Source organism: Paenibacillus plantarum (assembly GCF_013141695.1).
Lineage (GTDB): Bacteria > Bacillota > Bacilli > Paenibacillales > NBRC-103111 > Paenibacillus_E > Paenibacillus_E plantarum.
In genome coordinates this window covers 76,180-97,457 of record NZ_WHNY01000037.1, presented here as the reverse complement: position 1 = coordinate 97,457, position 21,278 = coordinate 76,180, and the positions used below count along the sequence as shown (strand labels likewise).

General features: G+C 41.2%; 17 protein-coding genes and 2 pseudogenes. 14 read left to right on the top strand and 5 right to left on the bottom strand.

Annotated elements, in window-relative coordinates:
- Positions 1–306: 306 nt before the first annotated feature.
- The 5 genes from GC096_RS11955 to GC096_RS11940 all read left to right on the top strand — a co-directional run bounded on the left by GC096_RS11955 (position 307) and on the right by GC096_RS11940 (position 6,608).
- Positions 307–1,566, top strand: a complete 1,260-nt coding sequence (locus GC096_RS11955) for a cation:proton antiporter (RefSeq protein ID WP_171630450.1) — start codon at positions 307–309, stop codon at positions 1,564–1,566.
- Positions 1,567–2,088: 522 nt separating this feature from the next.
- Entirely contained in the window at positions 2,089–2,703 is a 615-nt protein-coding gene (locus GC096_RS11950) for a GNAT family N-acyltransferase (protein WP_171630449.1), read from the top strand.
- Between the two features lie 106 nt (positions 2,704–2,809).
- On the top strand, positions 2,810–3,676 hold the full coding sequence (locus tag GC096_RS11945) for an AraC family transcriptional regulator (RefSeq protein ID WP_171630448.1): 867 nt from the start codon (positions 2,810–2,812) through the stop codon (positions 3,674–3,676).
- Between the two features lie 1,504 nt (positions 3,677–5,180).
- Positions 5,181–5,369 carry a DinB/UmuC family translesion DNA polymerase gene (locus GC096_RS39545; protein WP_376769495.1) on the top strand — a complete coding sequence of 63 codons (189 nt, stop codon included), beginning with the start codon at positions 5,181–5,183 and terminating at the stop codon, positions 5,367–5,369.
- 765 nt (positions 5,370–6,134) lie between these two features.
- Entirely contained in the window at positions 6,135–6,608 is a 474-nt protein-coding gene (locus GC096_RS11940) for a hypothetical protein (RefSeq protein ID WP_171630447.1), read from the top strand.
- Positions 6,609–6,853: 245 nt separating this feature from the next.
- Here the strand turns inward: GC096_RS11940 and GC096_RS11935 are convergent, their stop codons facing one another.
- Positions 6,854–7,522 (bottom strand): GerAB/ArcD/ProY family transporter, encoded by a 669-nt coding sequence (locus GC096_RS11935; protein ID WP_171630446.1) that lies wholly within the window; start codon positions 7,520–7,522, stop codon positions 6,854–6,856.
- 317 nt (positions 7,523–7,839) lie between these two features.
- Here GC096_RS11935 and GC096_RS38695 point away from each other — a divergent pair.
- The 7 genes and pseudogenes from GC096_RS38695 to GC096_RS11905 form a co-directional block, all read left to right on the top strand.
- A pseudogene (locus GC096_RS38695) lies at positions 7,840–8,252 on the top strand (flavoprotein); the annotation flags it as partial.
- A gap of 429 nt (positions 8,253–8,681) precedes the next feature.
- Entirely contained in the window at positions 8,682–9,236 is a 555-nt protein-coding gene (locus GC096_RS11930; protein ID WP_171630445.1) for a hypothetical protein, read from the top strand.
- Between the two features lie 69 nt (positions 9,237–9,305).
- Positions 9,306–9,617, top strand: a complete 312-nt coding sequence (locus GC096_RS11925) for a transposase (protein ID WP_171630444.1) — start codon at positions 9,306–9,308, stop codon at positions 9,615–9,617.
- 204 nt (positions 9,618–9,821) lie between these two features.
- A complete protein-coding gene (locus GC096_RS11920) occupies positions 9,822–10,112 on the top strand; it encodes a hypothetical protein (RefSeq protein WP_171630443.1) in 291 nt (96 codons plus the stop codon).
- Positions 10,063–10,757 (top strand): annotated as a pseudogene (locus GC096_RS11915) (ATP-binding protein). Before GC096_RS11920 ends, GC096_RS11915 begins: the two are co-directional and overlap by 50 nt.
- Before the next feature lie 414 nt (positions 10,758–11,171).
- Positions 11,172–11,495: a hypothetical protein gene (locus GC096_RS11910; protein ID WP_171630442.1), complete on the top strand. Its 324-nt coding sequence runs from the start codon at positions 11,172–11,174 to the stop codon at positions 11,493–11,495.
- A complete protein-coding gene (locus tag GC096_RS11905; protein ID WP_171630441.1) occupies positions 11,492–12,766 on the top strand; it encodes a TniQ family protein in 1,275 nt (424 codons plus the stop codon). Before GC096_RS11910 ends, GC096_RS11905 begins: the two co-directional genes overlap by 4 nt.
- Before the next feature lie 84 nt (positions 12,767–12,850).
- Here the strand turns inward: GC096_RS11905 and GC096_RS11900 are convergent, their stop codons facing one another.
- Entirely contained in the window at positions 12,851–13,186 is a 336-nt protein-coding gene (locus GC096_RS11900) for a helix-turn-helix domain-containing protein (RefSeq protein ID WP_171630440.1), read from the bottom strand.
- Positions 13,187–13,413: 227 nt separating this feature from the next.
- On the opposite strand from GC096_RS11900, the gene GC096_RS11895 reads away from it, so the two are divergent.
- Positions 13,414–13,632, top strand: coding sequence for a hypothetical protein (locus GC096_RS11895; protein WP_171630439.1), 219 nt, complete (start codon positions 13,414–13,416; stop codon positions 13,630–13,632).
- A 450-nt stretch (positions 13,633–14,082) separates the two neighbouring features.
- Here the strand turns inward: GC096_RS11895 and GC096_RS11890 are convergent, their stop codons facing one another.
- Positions 14,083–15,477 carry an ADP-ribosylglycohydrolase family protein gene (locus tag GC096_RS11890; RefSeq protein WP_171630438.1) on the bottom strand — a complete coding sequence of 465 codons (1,395 nt, stop codon included), beginning with the start codon at positions 15,475–15,477 and terminating at the stop codon, positions 14,083–14,085.
- A 92-nt stretch (positions 15,478–15,569) separates the two neighbouring features.
- Positions 15,570–16,445 carry an AraC family transcriptional regulator gene (locus tag GC096_RS11885; RefSeq protein ID WP_171630437.1) on the bottom strand — a complete coding sequence of 292 codons (876 nt, stop codon included), beginning with the start codon at positions 16,443–16,445 and terminating at the stop codon, positions 15,570–15,572.
- A 401-nt stretch (positions 16,446–16,846) separates the two neighbouring features.
- Here GC096_RS11885 and GC096_RS11880 point away from each other — a divergent pair, with 401 nt between their 5' ends.
- The gene (locus tag GC096_RS11880) at positions 16,847–18,001 is read left to right on the top strand and encodes a sulfite reductase subunit alpha (RefSeq protein WP_171630436.1); all 1,155 of its coding nucleotides are present in this window, start codon (positions 16,847–16,849) and stop codon (positions 17,999–18,001) included.
- Between the two features lie 58 nt (positions 18,002–18,059).
- On the opposite strand, the gene GC096_RS11875 is transcribed toward GC096_RS11880, so the two are convergent.
- Positions 18,060–21,065, bottom strand: a complete 3,006-nt coding sequence (locus GC096_RS11875) for an efflux RND transporter permease subunit (RefSeq protein WP_171630435.1) — start codon at positions 21,063–21,065, stop codon at positions 18,060–18,062.
- Positions 21,066–21,278 lie beyond the last annotated feature (213 nt).

The window sequence follows — 21,278 nt, the reverse complement described above, 5'->3', positions numbered from 1 at the left end:
TTGAGGTGAACATCTTAATTACAGATTAGAGATAAAAGGATAGAATGCAGGTTTACTCATTCTGCAACGACCAAGATGATATTAATGGAGTACTTGCGACATATTAACACTTTTCTACAGTAGATAATCTGGGATTCGGTTCAATCCGACTGAGTTCGACTACTCGAACCCTTTTTTGGTTAAGCTTGGAGATCACCCTTGCGTTGAAAATTGATCATTTAACTCCTTATTTTTCATTTATAGGAATTAAAGTTAAATGTTGTGTGAATTTTATTCAAACAGTAAGAAAGGGAGAGTTGTTTAAAAGTGGTAAATTATCAGTTAGTTATACTTTTTTTTCAGGTCGCTATTTTTCTATTAATATCAATGTATTTTGGATGGATATCTAAGCTGTTAGGGCAACCCAAAGTCATCGGTGAACTTATCGGAGGGGTTGTCGTAGGAGCATTCCTTGTTTATATTCCGGGAACGAACGAAGTCACTCATATTTCTTCTGCATTTAGTGGGGTTATACAAATTGGCATGCTGTTTTTTATGTTTTTGGCAGGGCTCGAAATAAATCTCTCTATCGCTTCTAAATATAAAAAACCAGCAATCTCTGCAGGGATTTTAGGATTAATTTTTCCCTTTTCTTTGGGAATTTGTTTAGTTTGGATGTATCCTCAGATTAATACCGCTTTTACAGATAAATGGATCTTTATGTTTTTTATGGGTATTGTACTTGCCGTCTCAGCGTTGCCTGTTATTTTAAGGATTTTAATGGACTTGAAGTTGAAAGATAGTAAGGAAGCAACAGTAATAATTACTGCTGCTACAATTACAGATCTGGTATGCTGGATATTGTTCGCTTGTCTTATCAGTTTCATTGATTCTGGGGTCAACCTATTAAACATGATACTCATTTCGATTAAGTTTATTGTGTTTCCTTGTCTCTTATTAATAGGATCCCATTACCTTAAAGATATCCTTCGTTACTACCAGGAGAAAGCGCAGCGGCCATTCAATTATTTCGGGGTTGTATCGCTGATAATACTTCTTGTAGCAGGGTGTGCGGAGTTGACGGGGATTCATCCCTTTTTTGCAGTTTTTATTTTCGGAGCCACTATGAGAAATGTAATGGACGAGGCAGTAGAAGCAGTATTTCGTCGTATTTCAATGGATTTTTTTGCTCCGTTATATTTTGTATCCGTCGGTTTTATGGTAGATTTTTCACGAAATTTCGAGGTATGGACTTGTATCGTAATTTTTGTGATTGCTTGTGTTGGGAAAATATTAGGCTCTGGGGGCGGCGCCTGGCTAGGAGGGATGACAAAAAAGTCTGCGTTGACAGTTGGTTTAGGTATGAATGCGCGTGGGGCTGTTGAAATTATTATCGCATCGATTGCATTGGAAGCAAAAATAATTGATGAGCGAATTTTTGTTGCTGTAGTTCTAATGGCTATATTTACGTCTGTGTTCGCTGGGGCAGCGCTAAGGTGGGTCAAAACGAAGATGAAGTCTGGTGAGGTTAATAACAAATCAGAGAACATCGAAATAGCTTCAAAATCTTATCATATCAAATCTTAACGCAATCTATCAGGATGATGTAAGAAGATATTAGACGTTGTCAAAGTGCTTAATTTATCAGAAATTAAATATACTGGCTTAGTGCTTTTTGAAACTTGTACGAGAGATATCCCCAGAGTATTATAAAAAATCTCACTAAAGAAATTTTAAATGTGGTTACTCTCAACTAAATTTTCGAGAAAATATACAATTAGAAGGAGGAAGAAGTTAAAATGGCTATTGCATTCGTTGACGATTATTTTGACTAGGATCTGCAATATATTTAACCTTAACAAGCTCAACCGAACGATATATTACTTCCATTGTTTTAAAAGTAAAAAGTAAATAAACTTATATTACTTCACTTCAGAAATTGGAGTAGGAACCTTTCAGATGGTTGTCCAATATTCTAATTGAGATTCATGGATCACCCAAAAAAACAGAAACCTGGGATATTAAAAAATACGGTTGCATCATGTTGTGAAAGTAAAGCTTGTTCCGGAGTCAATTATTCGATATTTGCGTGTGTGGGGGCACAAGAACATGATTACTACCAAAATCTTTAGATACGACAGACAGCGAGAAGACTTATACAGACTTTTGGAATTTAGATATTTTGCTTTTGTTGAAGAATTGCATTACTTACCATCCAAGTCGGAATTTCAACTACTTCAAATGGAATTCGATCATTATGACATTTATTCAGAACATATAATTATCGAAAAGTTTAACGAAATCATTGCTTGTGCGAGAGTGATACGTTGTAACGAGATAGGACTTCCGGTTTTTGATAGGATTATGCCCTCTTTATACAAGCAATTATCTTTACAAAATACTGCTGAGGTAAGTAGGTTAATTGTTAAAAAGGAATATCGGTCGTCCTTCATTTATACGAAATTGTTGCAAACTGTGTTCGACAGTTTACTAAAACTACAATGCACATATGTATTAGCAGATACATTCATTAATAGTGATAGTTACAATCTACTGCTATCTTTAGGTTTAAAAAAGGCGAGTAAAGAATATAACGATGTATTGTTTAGTCCAGAAATACATTCGATCGTGCTTTATTTTAAAATGGAAGAAATGAAGGAGAAGTTAATGAAGGCTCCAACTCCTCGACAAAGAGCATTTCTAAAAAGCTATAAAATGTCTTAATTGCTTTCTAATTGAGTAAGTACTACCTACTTTTTTTGTATACATAATATCGGGAAGAAATCTTATATTGCATGTTATACTTAGTGCGCAAAGGAGAGTATGAATTATGCAATGGCTGGAACGAATGGAAAGAGCAATGGCATATATTGAGCAAAATCTAGAAGACAAGATTAGCTATGAGGAATTAGGAAAAATATCCATGTGCTCTTCGTATCATTTTCAAAAAATGTTCTCCTTTTTAACAAATATTTCATTATCAGAATATATTCGTAGGAGACGTTTGACTTTGGCTGCGCAGGCATTACAAAATTCCTCAATTAAAATAGTTGAACTTGCTTTTAAATTTGGCTATGAATCACCGGATGCTTTCTCACGCGCGTTCTGTAAGTTGCATGGAGTGACACCATCCTTTGCCCGAGAATCGGAAGTTGTTCTTAAAGCATATCCACGTCTTTATTTTTATTTAACATTGAGGGGAGCAAAGGAAATGAATTACAAAATTGTTGAAAGAGAAGCCTTTAAAGTATTTGGAAAGTCAATAACAGTAAATTTCAGTGAAAATAACGGGGCAATTCCGAAATTTTTAAAACAATGTTGCGAAGAAGGAATTACGGATAAAATGTTTGAACTTGCGCAATATGAATTAAAAGTAGGTAAGACAGGAAAGCAACTAAGTGGTGTGCTATATGATTATCAACCGAGTGAGGGTGTATTTCGGTATATGGTAGCAGCAGAATGTTCAGATGCCTCAGTGCCTGATAATTTTGAGATTTATGATGTTCCTAAGTTGTTATGGGGCGTAATATCGGAAATTTACGAAAAACATATCGAAATCAGCGAAATATGGAAACGGGTTCCTGAATGGCTTCAATCAATGGGTTATGAACATGCCGAAGCTCCAGAATTAGAGGAATACTATACTGTAGATACTGGGATTCTCTGTGAAGTTTGGATTCCAATTATTAAAAAATGATTGTTAAAAAAATATACGAGAATTGGAACGGTCGTTCCAGTTCTTTTTTAGTTTGGCGTGCCCAGAGGCATGCATTATCTAGTTGGTGCAAGTCCAACCAAGGGAGGGGCCAAGCCACCCTTGTAGCTAGGATGCTTACGTATGGCGAAATCTGTGCGTAAAAGCGCACCGACAAAAGTACCTGTCGGAGATAGAGCGAGCAACATACCAGGTCGTAACATCAAGTGAATCCTGCCGCATTGTCAAAAAGGCCTCGCAAGAGGAAAAAGAGGAAGCTGAGTCTCGCTAACTTAGATGAAAGCCAAGGAAGCTGTGTAGAACTTGGAACAACAACGAAGAATCCTCCGGTGTATAGGGTATAGGGATCGGTGCACGGATCAAGATTATTATGTGGAACATCATATTAACAGACCAAATAATGGTAGGCTATCAAATGGAGAAATATCCGAACCGGAATTGATTCGTATCAGGCAGCAAACGCTTGATTGAGTTGGTTATAGCTACTGGTACAGAGAATGCTGATAATCTCCCCCTTTATCGCTAGATATGCAACTGATATATAAATGGGGGAGCATCGATTGGTGGACGTTATATAGGAATCATTAATCAAAAAATTAAAACTACCGGAGCATTCATTTAATCGTTCCCGTAACTAGGTGGAAATACGTTCACCATAGCCGAAATAATCATCCAATCCCAAACGGATAAGACAGATAGGAACACCTTAACAAATAAAACAGCGCTATATGACCAAGTGAAGTGGGAAACTAGATCGATTGGTAGATCAGGCATCGAACCGGTAAATCATATTTTTACAAAAATTGCTTCTATAATTCAGCATTCACCATACTCCGTGTACGGGAAGGCGTATAGAAGCTTTTTTGTTTAATAATGTGACCGTGTATGATATTTGCGACAATATGTTAAAATAAGGATTTTATTACAAATAAACCGGATATGTATTCTGGGTTGACTGTATCCTCAAAATCGCTTAAAAATATTTATGAATAGATTGATAATTATTGATTGCTAGTAAGGTATTGCTACCTATAGGTACTCCTCTTATAACATCGTTCGGTATTATTCTAATAAATTATCATTTCTTTCTTGCTATCCCGAAACTAGGCCATGGTTTTTTAGTAATTTTATACAAATAAGATGTGATAAAGTATTGAAAACTTACTTTTACGATAATATTGTTATAGACTCACCTCGGACAAAAAGTTACAGAGTACCAAAGGCTTGGTTGAGTCAAGTTGCAACAAACAAATTTCTAAGTTTCTTGTTGACTGTATAGCTCAAGGATATTATGTTTTTTATTGGTAAATAAATGCTATATTCCTAACACTAGTGCATTTCAAAAATATTCGTTTACTCACGACCTCTTTGTGTATGGGTATGATATTGAAGAAAAGATATTTTATATTTCTGGATCCCTCGGCGGGCGAGAGCAGTCGAAATGGCAGGCAGAACGGTTTCCCTCTCTTAAGGATACAGCCATGATATGGGAGGCGGCGGATTTAGTCGTACGAAGACTTTGGATGTACCGACAAACGCTACTAATAAACTGTATCAAGTATGCAAAGACCGGTTTAAGGCTAATTACAAAAATGAAATCGTTCGTAATGTTCATATTGGCATAATCTATAGAACGCCAAAACAATTCAGCTTGACCTATTTGAAGATAACATGAAGGAGAGGCAGTTAGGGTACGTCATGGATGAAATCCAGAATAAATCCGACTTTAAAGCCATTTTCCGTGCTACAGGCTACAAGTATGAGGGAGGGAGCATAGGTAAAATTGGAGGGCATCGTGCATGACCATACGTGATCGTGGGATTATCAAATGGGCGCCATTTACAATGCCGGAGTAACGAAAGATATTGGCCATGGTGTATGAAGCCGAAAATGATGTAAAGAAGCCAATTTTGGAAGTGCAGAGACTTAACGAATTAGATGAGAAGCTTGACGAATGGGAATGTCCGTGCACGCATGACCTATTATAAAAATAAAAGAAATCATACCGTGAATGGGTAAATACAGAAAGTTGATCAGATAGGTGGAATCACTCATTTATCTGATCCGCAATGGGTGTGTTACGCATTCCCTACCGATTAATAATTGTGCTATCCATTGACATAGAATATCTAAATGAGGAACCTTTTCCAGACTGATTGGAAAAGGTTTTACGTCGTTATAATTGATAAAAGAGAATAAACCATGGAGCATTTGCATCAAGCCCCTAATGCGGAAATGCATCAGCGGAGCTTGGACCAAACGGTCCTAAGGCTGGACAGACGTTAGCGTTTCTTACGGGCAGAGGAGTGATGGTGCTCAGTTTGAGCGTCTATTTTATAGTCAATTTGTTGCCTTGCAGCCGAAAACGGAAACTTCTACATAATGTGCGTGTTTACATTTTTAGGTATATCCTTATTGAACGATATAGAGGATGAGGTTTTTGGCCATTACTTATACACAGGTGGCAGCTAGTTTCACGGAAGAAGGTGTGATATTGTGTACACCTGAAGAAGCTTATCGCAATGTCTCACAAGTGCTTGATTTTGTATGCCCACTTCACCCCGAACTCCTGCAAAAGAAAAGTGCGCATAATGTGGGTATGGCGACTTATCCGTGTGAATTATGTGCAAATGAAGCGCTTACTAACCATCGGCGAACACCCTACGCGACGATCCAAGCGGCGTTTGATGTGCGCGGTTATGATCTGCTCACAACTAAGGCACAATATACGACCACCGAGAGTCCACTAGTTTATCGTTGCCGTCCCCATCACCAAAAAACGCGTACGATTTGGTACCATAACATGACCATTCAAAACAAAGGTTGTCGGGCGTGCGCCAATAATATAAAAAGGCAAAAGAGCGCGGAAATGATGTTTCCGATCGCGCGTGCCGCTTTTACGAAACAAGGGTAAACTTTGCTCGAAGAGCGATATGTCAACGCGAAGACACCAATGTTATTTCTGCTCCAATCACCCCACAATTCACGATAAAATGACATATGACAGCGTGAAGGAATCAGGCAGTAACCGCTGCACAAACAAGCAGAATTGCGAAAATCAGAAATTGCCCTTCGGAGAAGTGATACAACGTGCAGAATACCACGGGTTCACTTTACTGCCAGATCAGTACTATCAAAACATGCACGAACCATTATGGTTCACCTGTCATTAACATCCACAAACACCTGTGTCGCGTACTTTGAATAACATTGTCCAGGGCAAGGGTTGCGAAATTTGCGGTATTCCAAGATTGAGATAAAACGGATCATATTAAAATATGGATTAATAAATTTCCCGGCTAAATGCGGGCCAAAGGTCATAATCACCATACAGGTCGTAACGATGACGACGAAAGAGGAGATAGTTACAGCAAGCAGTGCGACTTTGCCGACTTTTTCAGGCTTGCTGAACAGAGGGATTAGCATCATCATAAGGATGCTTTCCGCCAGAAAAGAGATGTGTACAATCGAGACCTTCGCAATATGGAGCGCACCATGATCCAAGAAAATTGCCAGGAGGTGCCCGACTTGCAGGTTAGGGACGTTTAGCAGTAGCGAGATGATAATCACAAGTAAAAATAAAGGTCCAACGATTTGACTAAACCTGGCGATCGCCGTAATTCCGCCTTGATAAACAATGTACGTAAGAACGAGGATCATCATAATGGAAATCACCAGTGTCGGAGTATGAAAAAAGAGGACCAACTGGATGAAGTCCGACATCGCGCGTAGAATGACAATGGTGACGGAGAGCCAGCTTATTATATAAAAGATAGAAATCACTTTACCCATCCAATTACCATATAGTAACTGATGAATTTCGACCATTGTTTTTTTGGATGTCGCTCACATACCTTTGCTACCATATAGGTGACTGCATTCCTGATTAAAAGTCCGATAAACATGGAGATCCAGGTATCCTGTTGCAAAAGGCCGATGGTAGGGGAAATGGTTAACCATACTGATATCGTGACTTCAATTGTTGCAAAATCGAGAAAAATTGTGTAGGGCTTATTCGCGTCATTAGAGCTCATTCCTTTGGGATATATGTTTACAGCCCATCACCAGTATATCCATAATCCTGGATTGGAAGCTTCCGTGAGGGTCGCAAAGGTCGTAACAAGGTAAAAGCACAGGGTGGCGACGAAGTCCGCGTGATCACGGATCCTAGCTTGGAGAGTACTGTGGAACTGGCGCCTCTCATCGACCCTACTGTGCATAGTTGCTGCACAGTAAGACCAAATGGGGAGAAAGAGTTAAGACAACCAGAGAAACATTTTTATATAGTGGTTTCCAAAAGCTATGGTAGAGCGCCTACTTTCTTTATGCCACAGAATATGAACAAGTTAGGACCGCTGTAGCAGCTCTGGTCGGGGATTACACGGCAGCTGAGAGAGAGGAAATTGAACTTCCTGAAACAGGAGTGTGTAGCATCCAGACTAATTCTTGCTGCGATTCGGAGAAAAGTAACCAATCCCATGTCAAACCAGAAGCTGTGAGTTCTTGCTGTTCAACAACTACCAAACCGGTGGTGTCGAAGTTTTCCTGCTGCAGCTAAACTTCAAAGGGCATTTTCCTTGGGGCAGTGCCCTTTCTAGAGGGAAGGGAGAAGTGTATCGGAGACCGGGAAAAAGAAAAGGCAAATAATTATGCCCATAGTTCTCCTTGTAGTTATGACGGCCGTATCTCTTATTTGGGGATGCTATGTTGTTGGTTTTGATGTAGACAAAAAATTAAGTAACAAATAATGTGTTTAAGTAAACTAGTAAGCGTTCATCCGACCAAGCAACTGGGTGAACGCTTATTTGTTTATGATTAAATAAAAAGGGATGGTTTTATCATCAGAAAATCCCTGGTATGATCATCAGGAATTCCCTGGTATGATCATAATCCCTGGTGTAGCTGGAAATTCTTCTAATGGATTTCAGCCCCTTTCGGTCTTCCAATTGATACAATTCTTCTTGCAGAGATGCAAGGAGGAGAAAGGATGATGAAGAGTATGGAGCAGATTCACCGAGTCAAAGAGTTACAAATTCAACAACAGGGACCCAATCAGATCACCAAGGAATTAAAGATTGATATGAAAACCGTCCGCAAGTATATGGCCAAAGAAGATTTTTCTCCTCAGGTGTCAGTAGTTGTGACAAGGCCCTCGAAGCTGGATCCGTACAAAACTACTATTGATGCGTGCTTAAAAGAGGACGAACAGAATCGCTACAAACAACGACATACTGGTAAACGTGTGTATGACCGCTTAATCCAGAAGCATCCTGAGTTCGACTGCTCTTACCCCACTGTCAATCGTTACGTAACGGCTCTAAAGCAAGAACGTAAAATGATCAAGAACTGCTTTCAAGAGCTGCAATGGCATCCGGGCGAAGCTCAAGCGGACTTCGGTGATTGTGATGTCATTCTAAATGGGCAAAAGCGGACATGTCGCTTTCTCGTACTCTCTTTTCCACAAAGCAACGCAGCGTTCGTACAGTGCTTCTTGGGAGAAACAGCAGAATGCCTTTCTCAAGGTCTTATGGATATCTTTTAGCACATTCATGGTGTCCCGCGTCGCTTAGTGCTAAACAACGCAACAGGTGCTGGGAGGCGGGGTGGTGAGGTGGTCAGACTGACGCAGTTATTCCAACGCTTTCAAGCCCATTTCGGTTTTGAGGTCACCTTTTGCAAACCAGCCAACGGGCATGAGAAAGGCAATGTGGAGAACAAGGTTAGCTACGCAAGGCGAAACTATTTTGTGCCGCTTCGTTCTGCGCCTTCGCTCCTTGAATGGAATGCAGAGTTGTTTCAAGTCTGTGAGCTCGACAATTCTGGGGAGCATTACAAAAAGGATGAACCAATCTGTATGCTGTTTGAAGCGGATCGCAAAGCCATACTACCATTGCCTAAGCTCGAATTTGAGGCTTGCCGCTAAGAGCACGTAAAATCGAACGGTTACGGTAAATTTGTTCCCGGTGGGTGTCACACATATTCCTCCTCACCCATGTATGCTGAGCGTGAAATTGTTGTACACATCAGTGCACATTTCATCGAACCGCTAGACGAGGCCGGTGATGCCATATCCTGGCATAACCGGGAATTCGGCAGTGAACGCACGGATACCGTCGACTGGACGACCATGCTTGACCGGGCTTGCATGGAAGAAGACGAGTGGGGCAAGAACAGCCTCAAGCAGGCGCTCAAACTCATCAAGGATTTGTCCAACCAATATGGATTAGACGTGGCGATGACGAGCATGCAGGAAGCGATCGTTCGCAAACGCACGGAAGGCCTACCGGAAAATGCCGCCGTGGTAGCTGCGCGAATCGTCCACTATGGTCTCCATACACCAGGAGAACCAGGGTCGGATATGAGTCGTTATGATGAGCTACTCCCCGCAACAGGAGGTGCTAGTTATGGATCGAAGTGAGGTCTGTCAAGAGATTGCGCTTTTTTCCCGGCAACTCATCCTAAGCCAAAATGCCTTGCGGCTATGCGACTTGGAAGCAACGCCGAAGCAGGAAGAGTTCTTGCATCAAGTATTTAAAGAAGAACTGGAACACAGAGAACGCCTGCGTAATGTACGCCTGTTCCAGAAAGCGGCCTTCCCAGTTAAGAAGACACTTGAGGGCTATGAGTTTCATTCTCTACTCCTTCCTTTCACACTACAAACGGATGAACTGACCTCGCGTCAGTTCGTTCGGGACAAAAAGAATCTTGTACTCTACGGCCCTGTAAGTATGGGCAAAACCCACTTTGGCATCGCTTTAGGTGTGAAGGCTTGCGAAGTTGGGATGTACACGCGTTTCTTTTTCTTCACCGCAGCCTCACTCGTACCAAACTCAGTGAGAGCAAGAGAGCTGGTTCGCTCGAGCGTACTATGAAGGAGTTAGAGAAAGCCGATCTCGTCATAATAGACGAGTGGGGTTATCTACCGATGGATCGCGAGGAGGCCCAACTGCTTTTTCAAGTGATTACTGCAAGCTATGAACGACGAAGCCTATTGACTGTCTCACTCATCACGGCCAACTCATCGTTTTTGAATGAGAAAGTTACCGCCCCAAGCACGCATTAATGCGTCAAAAGTGACCGATTAACTGGAAATTCCACAGGGAATTCCATTATAAAACCAGAGAATTCCTGATGATAAAAGCTGAGGAAAACCGATGATCATACCAGGGAAAAGCTGTTGATAAATCCAGGGAATTTCACTTGACAAAACACACTTATTACTTTTTGTGATTAATAAGCCAGGGTTATTAATTAGGCCTGCGTGGGGGATTAAACTACCATGAAAATTAAAATCCCACAGTCGAAGAAAAAGAAACAGCACTAAAGAAAGACGCAGCTCTTTCATTTTAAAATGTAAAATCTTAAAAAGGGTGAATAATTAAATAATAAATATATAAATATTAATAATTAAATATATATGTTTCATTATGGGGCAATCTGTCAATACTTTTATAAAAAGGTAAAGAGAGGAATGTCATTGAATAATAATCATTTTGCATTTGTTACCCCACAAGGAATTAACTATCAAGGTGAATTATTTACTTGCTCATTAGCAATAAAAGAGAAATGGTATGCACATCCAGGTAGTAATAATTGTTTCTTGGCAATTCCATTGGTTGGGTTTGATGAGTCGGGACAACTAATATTAAAAATAGGTAGTGAGGATGTTATAGCTAGAAAAGTTGATGTAGATATAAAACTAAAGGAAAGTGAATTGATTCAATATTATCTGACATTTCAGGAACTGAAGAAAAAGTGGAAGGAGAAGAAATTAGGGAGATTGGAGGTTAAAAAAAGATGAATAAATTGCTCAATCGAAATTTGAGTAAAATTGAAAATGAAACTCTAGCTAGTTTTATATTTAGAATTTCCAAGGGAAATGATTGCTCATTTCCTTCAACAATCTGCTCATTTTTAGATTTATCAACATATGATCTACAAAAAAATGAATTCACTAGTAACTCTTTATCAGTTTTAAGTGAATTAACTGATCAAAGTCTTTCTAATTTAAGAATGATGACAAATTCATTTTTTATTGATGCTTTTGGGGAAGTTTTATTTGAAGAACTAATAATAAAGAATAATGTTCAATACTGCCCCCTGTGTGTAAGTGTTGAATTTCATCATCAAAGAAATTGGGCATTTATCCCTATTTCAGTTTGTTTGAAGCATAATGTATTTTTAATAGATCGATGTTGTAATTGCCATGCAAAAATAAGTCTAAATTCATATTGGTATGAGTCTTGTAAAAAATGTGATTTTAAGTATAAAGATGCGGTAGCCGTTCCAATTGACTCAAAGTCTTTTGAATTAATTTCTCAGAAAAAACTATATGAAATAATCATAGAGATGAAAGCGCCATTTTTTAAGGAATTAAGTTCACTTGAGCACTTAAAACTAATTTTAAACAGTAGGAAGCTTATTACAGGATTAACAAGTTTTACAGGTGAAGGAAGATTGGAGAATTATTTTTGGGATAAAACCACATTATCTCACCTCTACGCAAATTGCATATGGTTGTATTTTAACTTCCCTAGAAATTTCAACATGGCATTTAATAGGGTTAATACTCAATTAAATTACTTAGTAATAAATAAGTTAAAGCGATTTGAATATTATTTAGAATCAATTTCAGAATCTCAAATTCAAACACATTATGCTAATACTACAATTAAACTTCAACGAAATTCAGATGATTTCATGAATATAGATACAATTTCATATGAAGATGCAATCCATCTTTTGAATTTTCGACATTATCAATTCAAATCTCTAGAGAGGGCGAAAATCATAAACCCAAAGTTTACTAAAGGGAATGTAAAGAGATATACTTTAATTGAAATAAAGAGGTTGCATAAAATCTTGGAAGGTGAATTGGATGTAGGGGATTTTAACAAAGTTACTTTCAAAAAAGCAATTTCAAAGTATCGTCAACTAGGATTTTCTTTTGAAAAAGCAGTACTTTGGATAACGCAGAAGAAATTAAAGCCGTACAGAGACGCAGAAAGTCTTGATTTAGATGGTCTATTACTAGATGAAGATAAATTGATAGAACTGTTAGATGCGCAGTAAAAATGATTTTATAACTATGTAAAATATTGATAAGAAAGGGACCCTTGTATTTGGGGTCCCTTTCTTATAACTAAAAAATGCTAATCAGTTAAATATTTCATTTAAGATTACGTTAACCTTCTTTAAATCGGGAACTTCTAACTTTAAAAGTAACTCAATGATTTCGATTAGGTAGGGTTCTTTATTAATATTTGAATGTGTTAATTCAGTTGAAAATGAAAAGAGTTCATGAATATTTACTTCTAGGCCATCAGCAATTTTATCGAGGTTTTTTAGAGAGATGTTTGCCTCTCCACGTTCGAGGCTACCAATATATGAAAACTGAAAACCAGACCTCTCGCCAAGTTGTTCTTGACTAAGCCCTTTTTGCTTTCTGATATCTCTAACTTTAGCACCTACTAGCGTTAAGATATTAATCATAATGTCAACCCTCCAATAAAGAGTGTAGACAATTAATCAAAATAGAAACATATTCATATATATATAATAATTAAAAATTATAAATATATTATTTAAAACTAGAGATAGAACAAATTTTTTTAAAATTTAGATCTTATTTGAGAGTTTATATCACCAATTATTTAGAAATAATTTTCTATGTTTAAGTATCTTTTATTTGTAATATCAAGAAGAGGCAGGAAAATTTCATGTTATTTAAAAGGTTGATGTCAAGGCCAAAGCCAATTATTGATGAGTCTCGAATTGGTTATATGATTCGTTTGTGTGAAGATAACTCGATTGAAATGAGTTATTTGTTTGAAATAATTGAGTATGACAAAGTGAACTATAGTAATACATTGGCAGATCAATTCGACAGCCGCGTTTCATTATATGAAGAAAAACCATTGAGTGAATTTACAAAATAAATATTGCTAACGAACTTAATTAAATTTATAACCATTGAGAAAACCACGTAGTTACTGGAGTTCACTAACAAATTCTATTTTCCTGCATCATGAAGTCTTACCATACGTATAAAAAAATTCTAGTTTATTAATTTAACAACATTAGTTATTCAGTATGTTGTTTTTATTTTTGTATATTTATTCACTTCATTGAATAAATAGTGGAATTTGTACGGCATTTTGTAAAGCTAATATTGCGTAAGTGCTTAATATTAGCGAAAACTTGCTAAATGCATTACTCGAATATGACTTTAAGTAATGGGATTTCATGAGATTTAGGAACGAAACTGTGTATTCAATTTAGCAAAACAACATGTTTCTTCGCATTAAAAATCGAAGACAAAGGCGCTGTGAACTATTGTGCAATTTTGCATAGTAGTTCACAGCGCCTTTATTGTGTTTATGGAAGGATTATGCGTTGTTCTCCTGATTGTAAAGCTCGCTCGGCACGATCTTATGTGATCTTTCGCTAACGATCCGCGGCAAACGCCCGATGCGGGCCGCCAGCTGGGACAGCGACTGCTCGTAGAAGTAAGCGAGACCCGTTCGGATTGTGTCTTGGAACGGCGCGGTCCAGCGTTCATGGTCAAAGCCGTCGGGGCCGAACCAGGCACCGAGCAGGGAGCCGACGCTTGCACCGAAGCTGTCCGTATCGTTGCCTTGCGCGACTTGCTTGCATATCCCATCGCCAACATTCTCGGCGAAAAGGAATGTGTTGATGAGTGTGCCGATTTCCTGGTGGATGCCGCAATGCTGAAACTCACCGTATCGCGTGTGAATGGCGTCATACGCTTCAAGCCAATCGCCAGCTTTTATGACAATGTCTCGACAAGTCGAGGCCGATTCGTAGAAGCGACTTCGCTGCGGGACGAACTGCAGAGCGGTGTCAATAACCGCAACCCGGTCATCCAACACCTGAGCCGCTGCAATCGCAGCGGCCAAGAACATTGTTGCATATACGCCAGTCCGGCGGTGTGTGAAGCTCGCGTCGCGCCAAGCAAGTTCTGCCGCGAGCGCTGGATTGCCCGGACAGGCGTAGCCGTAGGCATCGGCGCGGATAGCAGCGCCGCATAGCTCGCTGTCTGGCGTCAGCACATCTGCCCAACGCCCGATCTCTTCGAGCGGGATAGGCGACTTGTCATGCTCCAAGTAACTAAGCCCAGATCGGAGCAGCATGACGCGCTCTGGTCCCCAAGTCGTGCTGATAGGGAGGTGATTAAGCCATAGATTGCGCAGGTCTAGCTGCGTGAAAGCTGTCCCGAACTGTTCTACTGCGAGCATACCTACCAGCGTGTAGTTGATGTCATCGTCTGGAGCCACATAGTGTATGCGATCACGTGCTGTTTCGAACCAGGACCAGTGGCGTCTGCCGAGCGCACGAAGCATTTCGTCAGATATGTAATCGCGAAGTGGCCATTCTCCGACTTTCGAGAAGGCTTCGCGCATCTCGTACAAATTCGGATTTACCTCCAGCGGCTTTCCGAGCATGGAGCCGCACACGGAGGAGAGAAATGCCGTCTCCAAGCGGCGTGAGTTCTCCTCAAAATTCACCGCTCTCAGCATGCCCAGAGGTCTCGTCGGATCACATTCATTCCAAATCTCTTCAATTGTATCGGGTTCATAGTAGGGCCAGTCTTGCCGCAGCGGCATTTGTGCGAGAGATTGTGCAAATGAGAAATAAGCGTCATAGCTCGTCGGTAAACTTTCAAGACGATGCAAATAGCCGGATGTGTCATTGCCTTGGGCAAATTTATTGCGGAGAATGGTAGAGATCTGGTCTTTCAGGAAAGGAAGGGATAGTAGCATGGTTGGAATCGGCCTCCATTGTTGTTTTGCTCTCATTATAACGAATAGCAAGAGAGGACCGCTTCCCAGAATGCACTGAAACCTTCTCGATTTCAACTGAAAATACCACTTAATAGGTTGCGGTAGTCAGAAGGCTTCATCCCTACTTGATCTTCAAATGCACGATAGAAGGCGGCCTGACTCTGGAAGCCGCTTTGCTGGCAAATTTCCGTCACGGGCAGTGACGTGTGAATGAGGAGATTCTTCGCGGCATGTACACGGACAGAACGTAGATATTGGGCGAAGCCCATGCCAACCGCTTCCCGAAAGAGGGCTTGCGTGCGAGAGGGACTCAGATGCAGCAAAGAAGACACATCGTTTACTGTGAGTGCGTCATGGTATTTCTGCTCTAAGAACTGAATAACCGGCCTGAGTGTGCGGTATGCGCTAAGAACATTGCTCGCTTCTAGCCGGTCTGGCGAAGGATTGTAGTAACGAAGGAGGGAGGCGCAGACGTTCATTAGATGGCCCTTGAGCATATAGTAGAAACCGGGTTCTCTACGGCTGAATTCGTCCCACATCGTCAGAAACGCTTCTTTCATGCCGGTTGCGCACACCAGCGAAGCTGGAATGCGATTCTCGAATCCTTCTGGGCGATATAGGAATGGCAACAGCAGCTCTTTATCGGTGTGTAGCCAGATAGAAGGTTCGAAGAATGCGAACAGAAATTGCGCCGGCTGGTCTGGATCGGATTGGGCGCGGTGCGGTTCGACCGGATTCACGACGAAAAAATCACCTGGCTTGATGGGATAGCTCTTATGGCCAAAATGAAAAATGCCTTCTCCCTTCAAGCAGCAGCCGATTTCCAACATACTATGCCGGTGAAACGGCTCGAGTCGATAATCGGGCACGTGCATCATCATATCGATTGGCAAATCTGTAGGGTCCACAAGTCGTCCTCTTTTCTCTGAAATTCGCTCGCAAAACATATATGTTTGCCTAATGGTTCTCTAATGTATATCCTCTTTCAGCATAAAGATCGATATAGTCATTTTACCACAGCGATTAGCAAGAAACAGTTAATGTTCTTGCAAGAATGCGAGTTGCGATGCTTTCCATGAAAGAAGGAGCGGACTTGTTAGGGACTGTAATTTTCTTCTTTTTTTATATTTTATACATTTTGAAGAATAATAAGATGAATCATGGGTTTAATGGTAAAGTAGGGCAATTATTTTAAACGAAAAATCAGGATGCTAATGATTTATCATGACAAATTGTTTAATTTTTTTGAAAAAGTTAAAAATTCATAATAGGATTAATTAATAATCGTTTCTAAGTTGAGCGGCATGTGCTATTCTAAATAATAAAAATTCTTCTGGGGTGAAGAGAAATGCAAGTTACTGATGTCGAAAAAGTACCATCCTTGTTTTCCAGAACTAATCCATTTCAAGCGAAAGTATTGAAAAATATTAATTTGAACGGAGAAAGTTCCAGCAAAGAAACACGCCATATTGAACTTTCACTCGAAGGCTCTGGCCTGTCGTATGTGCCGGGCGATTGCTTAGGCGTAGTTCCTGACAATGATCCTGAGTTGGTCGCTGCTATCCTTGAGGTTATGAATTGGGATGCGGACACGTCGGTAGTCATTAATAAACAGAACGAAACGCTCCCTTTGAAGGAAGCTCTTTTGAAGCATTTCGAGCTTACGTTGTTGTCCAAGAAAATTGTTCAGCAAGCTGTTGAATTTTCCGATAATGAAGGTTTGAAGCAACTTGTGGCAGATACGGAGCAGCTGAAGGCTTATACAGACGGCCGTGATTTGCTTGACTTACTAAGTGAATTTGGACCTTGGAAAGCTTCCGCGCACGAAATTGTCGCTTTATTAAGAAAAATGCCGCCACGCTTATATTCCATTGCAAGCAGCTTTGCAGCTAATCCAGGGGAAGTTCACCTCACGATCGGTGCTGTTCGCTACGTGACGCACGGTCGCGAGCGCAAAGGTGTATGTTCCGTGATGTGCGCAGAGCGCCTGAACGAAGGAGATACCGTTCCGGTCTTTGTTCAAATAAATAAACACTTTAACCTTCCGGAGTCCTCGGAGCAGGATATCATCATGGTAGGTCCTGGTACGGGAATTGCGCCATTCCGTTCCTTTATTCAAGAGCGTGCGGTGAGCAAAGCGGCAGGCAAAGCCTGGTTGTTCTTTGGTGACCAGCATTCAGCGACAGATTATCTGTATCAGGAAGAGCTGGAGCAATATCAACTGGCGGGTGCACTGACCAAAATAGATGTAGCTTTCTCACGTGATTCGGCGCAGAAAGTGTATGTCCAGAATAAAATGCAGGAGAATAGCCAGGAGCTATTCACATGGTTAGAGCGCGGAGCTTACTTCTACGTGTGTGGCGATAAACAAAACATGGCGAAGGATGTTCACAACACCCTGATTGACATTATTGAAAAAGAAGGCAAGTTGAGCCGCGAAGAAGCTGAAGCCTATTTGAATGGCTTGCAAGAGCAAGGACGTTACCAACGTGACGTTTATTAATTGAAATTAGGTAAGGCGAGTAAGCTGACTATCAGCTTACTCGCCTTTTTTGTTGTCATTAGCGCGACGATCGACCCGTTTCAAATGGTCTTCTTTGACGTTTTGCTTTTCTAGCATGCAGAAGCTCATATACCGTTGGGACCATAATCAACGTGAAGAGCGTTGCTGAAGTCAGACCGCCGATAACGACTACAGCTAAGCCTCGGGAAACGATGCTACCTTCTTCAGCTTTGGCTAGGACAAGCGGCACCATCGCACAAATGGTAGCTACGGCTGTCATCAAGATCGGACGCATCCGTGTAGCCGCGGCTTCAAGCAAGGACTCACGAATCGTCATGTGCTCTTCATTTTGCTTCACACGGTCAATCAAGACGATGGCATTCGTGACGACGATTCCGATCAGCATCAAAAATCCGAAGATCGACGTAACGTCGAAGGATGTTTTCGTGATCATCATCCCGACAATGGCGCCCACCGCCGCGAATGGCAGGGATACCATGCTAGCGATCGGTGCGCGGAACGATTTAAACGTGATGACCATGATCAGGAGCACGATACCAATGGAAATACCCATGGTCATAAACAAATCGGCAAAATCACTGGATTGCTCAGCGGAAGCTCCGCCAACGGTTAAAGCAACTTGGGCTGGAAGCTTGAGATCTTTGGTGTTTTTCGTGATCTCTGTGTTGATTTTGGATAGTTTAGTTGAATCTACGAGTGCCGTCACACGCAAGAATTGTTGGCTATTCTTATGAAGAATCGTGTTGGACTCATTTGTTTTTTCGATCTTCGCAACTGAGGTCAATGCCGCTGGACCCGCTGCTGTCATAATTTGAATATTCGATAGGTCGGAAACCGTCGATGGGTTAATCAAAGCATCTAACACTACAGGAATTTCTTTATTCTCCAGCTTCATGGAACCAATGGGTGTTGGGTTCATAAGGGAGCGAATGGTACCTGCAATTTCCTCGGGTTTAGCCAGAGCAGGATCAACTGTGATCGAATAGCCAGGTTTGGTTACATTTTGATTACTCGTCACTTTCTCAACGCCTTCAATACCTTTAATTGCCGCAATGACATCCGCAGCTGCTTGATCTAGACTCTTAGCGGAATCTCCCGTTAAATCAACGGTAATGGCGGAACCGCTGCTGCCATCGAAGCCACCGCCGCCTGCTTGCAAATCAGCGTCCGGATATTTGGATTTTTGAGAGATGACCTGGTCGATAAAATGCTGTGTATCCACATCTTTCTTCATGAATACTTGGAAGGTTGCAATTGTTGGAGGCGCGACGCTGCCCCATTTGGCATTATCTTCAGTATTTCCTTGTTGCAGAATAAGATGATCAAGCTCACTTTGTTCGAGCATGAATTTTTCTAACTCCATGGCTTTTTCTCGCACAGTAGAAATCGGAGTTTCGGGTGCGTAGGACAGCGTGACACTCAATTGGCTTGCTGTGGAACCTGCGACTGCACCTTTTGGCATGGCGAAGTAAAGGGCAATCGAACCGCCAAACAGAATAAGCGAAACAAGAATGGAGATGAACTTATGATTCAAGCTCCAGGATAAGATGCTTCGCAGACCTTGCGACTCTTTATGTTCCTTTAATTTCGTACTGCGAAGTAACCAAGCGCTCATTAGAGGAACGACGGTTAATGCAACCAGCAAGGAGGAAAGCAAGGAATACGTTACGGTTAAGGCAAAAGGGAGCAGAAACGCTTGCAAGGATCCTTTCAAAAGTCCAAGCGGCAGGAACACGGCAACGGTTGTTAAGGTAGATGCGGTAATCGCTCTAGCAACCTCACGCGTTGCATCCAGGATTAATTCCTTGGAGAACTCCGCCTTCTGGGTTCTTCGGAAAATATTTTCGATAACAACGATACTATCATCCACGAGCCGCCCTACAGCTACGGCGACCCCGCCAAGGGTCAAGATATTCAGTGTCACACCGGATTGGGAAAGCAAGAACAACGTTAATCCAAGTGAAAGAGGGATAGAAACAATCGTAATGAACGTAGAACGAATATTTCGAAGGAAGATCAGAATCACGATAGTCGCAAATAAGGCGCCAAGCAGCACTTCTCGCATCATACTGTTAACGGAAGTGACGACAGATTCAGCTGTGGAGTAAATCACTTCTGCCGTAGCACCTGGATATTTCGTCGCGATATCTTCTGAGATTTTATCTACTTCCTTAGAGATATCAACCGCGTTGGAGCTAGCATCCTTAGTTACTACCAGGGTAAGGGAATCCTTGCCGTTAATACGCGTCAGTGTATCTTTGTTTGCAGAAACTTCAACAGTCGCAACATCTTTTAACTTGACGCCTGTTGCTACGGTTAAATTAGTAAGCGTAGCGAGATCGTCCAGGTTCCCAACGACCTTAATGGCACTTGTTTTGCCATCTATGGGTCTTTCACCGACATTGACAGTCACGTTCTGACCTTGAAGGACACCCATCAGCACTTGAGCAGGCAATTTCGCATTGGCCAGCTTTTCTTTATCAGGGTGAATAATCACTTGAGACACGGATGTGCCACCAAGTGCTACGCTAGCAAGCCCTCTGATTTTCTGAAACTCAGGCAAAATTTTCTCCTGCGCTAGCTCGACATTCTGCTTGGTAATGCCATCTTTGAAGTTCAGGGATACCCAGGAGAGTGGAATCATCGAGGTATTTAATCGAATAACGAAAGGCTTCGACATCCCTGCAGGGAGAACAATCGAGGAGAGCGCTTCTTGCACGCTTGCTTGTGCATCCTTCATTTTAATATCCGAATCAAATGTCATATCAACTTTCATGAAACCGTCGGATGATGTGGAGAATACTTCTTTCTTACCAGGCACACTGGACATAGCTTTCTCTATAGGTGTAGTTGCACTATCTAGCATGGATTTGGCATCGTAGCCTTGGCCGACGACCGTAACACTAATCTGCGGGAAATCTGCGCTTGGGAGAAATTCCATCGGCAATTTAAAATAACTACCGATCCCCGTGCCTAAAATTAATATCACCAAAAAAATGACGGCTGCTTTGTTACTAAAAGCCCATTTCGTAAACCATGTCACACGACTCGCTCCCTTTCATCACTGGGGATGGTTTCAACTCTGTTTACAGTCGGAGAAAACCCTTAGGTGTAGAATTCCATCTTCTGATTGATATATGTAAATGAGGGATAAGGTAGATAGAGTTTTCATGATTTGGATAAAAGATCACCTCGAAGGAAATGCTACCCTTATCGTCCATCGTGTGACGAAGATACTGAAGACGACGGGAAGTGA

What these genes read in the sequence shown, in the direction of transcription:
- GC096_RS11900 (WP_171630440.1), bottom strand. Translation starts at nt 13,186, where the DNA reads ATGATTAATATCTTAACGCTAGTAGGTGCTAAAGTTAGAGATATCAGA.
- GC096_RS11920 (WP_171630443.1), top strand. Translation starts at nt 9,822, where the DNA reads ATGCTTGACCGGGCTTGCATGGAAGAAGACGAGTGGGGCAAGAACAGC.
- GC096_RS11945 (WP_171630448.1), top strand. Translation starts at nt 2,810, where the DNA reads ATGCAATGGCTGGAACGAATGGAAAGAGCAATGGCATATATTGAGCAA.
- GC096_RS11930 (WP_171630445.1), top strand. Translation starts at nt 8,682, where the DNA reads ATGATGAAGAGTATGGAGCAGATTCACCGAGTCAAAGAGTTACAAATT.
- GC096_RS11890 (WP_171630438.1), bottom strand. Translation starts at nt 15,477, where the DNA reads ATGCTACTATCCCTTCCTTTCCTGAAAGACCAGATCTCTACCATTCTC.
- GC096_RS11905 (WP_171630441.1), top strand. Translation starts at nt 11,492, where the DNA reads ATGAATAAATTGCTCAATCGAAATTTGAGTAAAATTGAAAATGAAACT.
- GC096_RS11885 (WP_171630437.1), bottom strand. Translation starts at nt 16,445, where the DNA reads ATGTTTTGCGAGCGAATTTCAGAGAAAAGAGGACGACTTGTGGACCCT.
- GC096_RS39545 (WP_376769495.1), top strand. Translation starts at nt 5,181, where the DNA reads ATGGGAGGCGGCGGATTTAGTCGTACGAAGACTTTGGATGTACCGACA.
- GC096_RS11950 (WP_171630449.1), top strand. Translation starts at nt 2,089, where the DNA reads ATGATTACTACCAAAATCTTTAGATACGACAGACAGCGAGAAGACTTA.
- GC096_RS11935 (WP_171630446.1), bottom strand. Translation starts at nt 7,522, where the DNA reads ATGGTCGAAATTCATCAGTTACTATATGGTAATTGGATGGGTAAAGTG.
- GC096_RS11895 (WP_171630439.1), top strand. Translation starts at nt 13,414, where the DNA reads ATGTTATTTAAAAGGTTGATGTCAAGGCCAAAGCCAATTATTGATGAG.
- GC096_RS11880 (WP_171630436.1), top strand. Translation starts at nt 16,847, where the DNA reads ATGCAAGTTACTGATGTCGAAAAAGTACCATCCTTGTTTTCCAGAACT.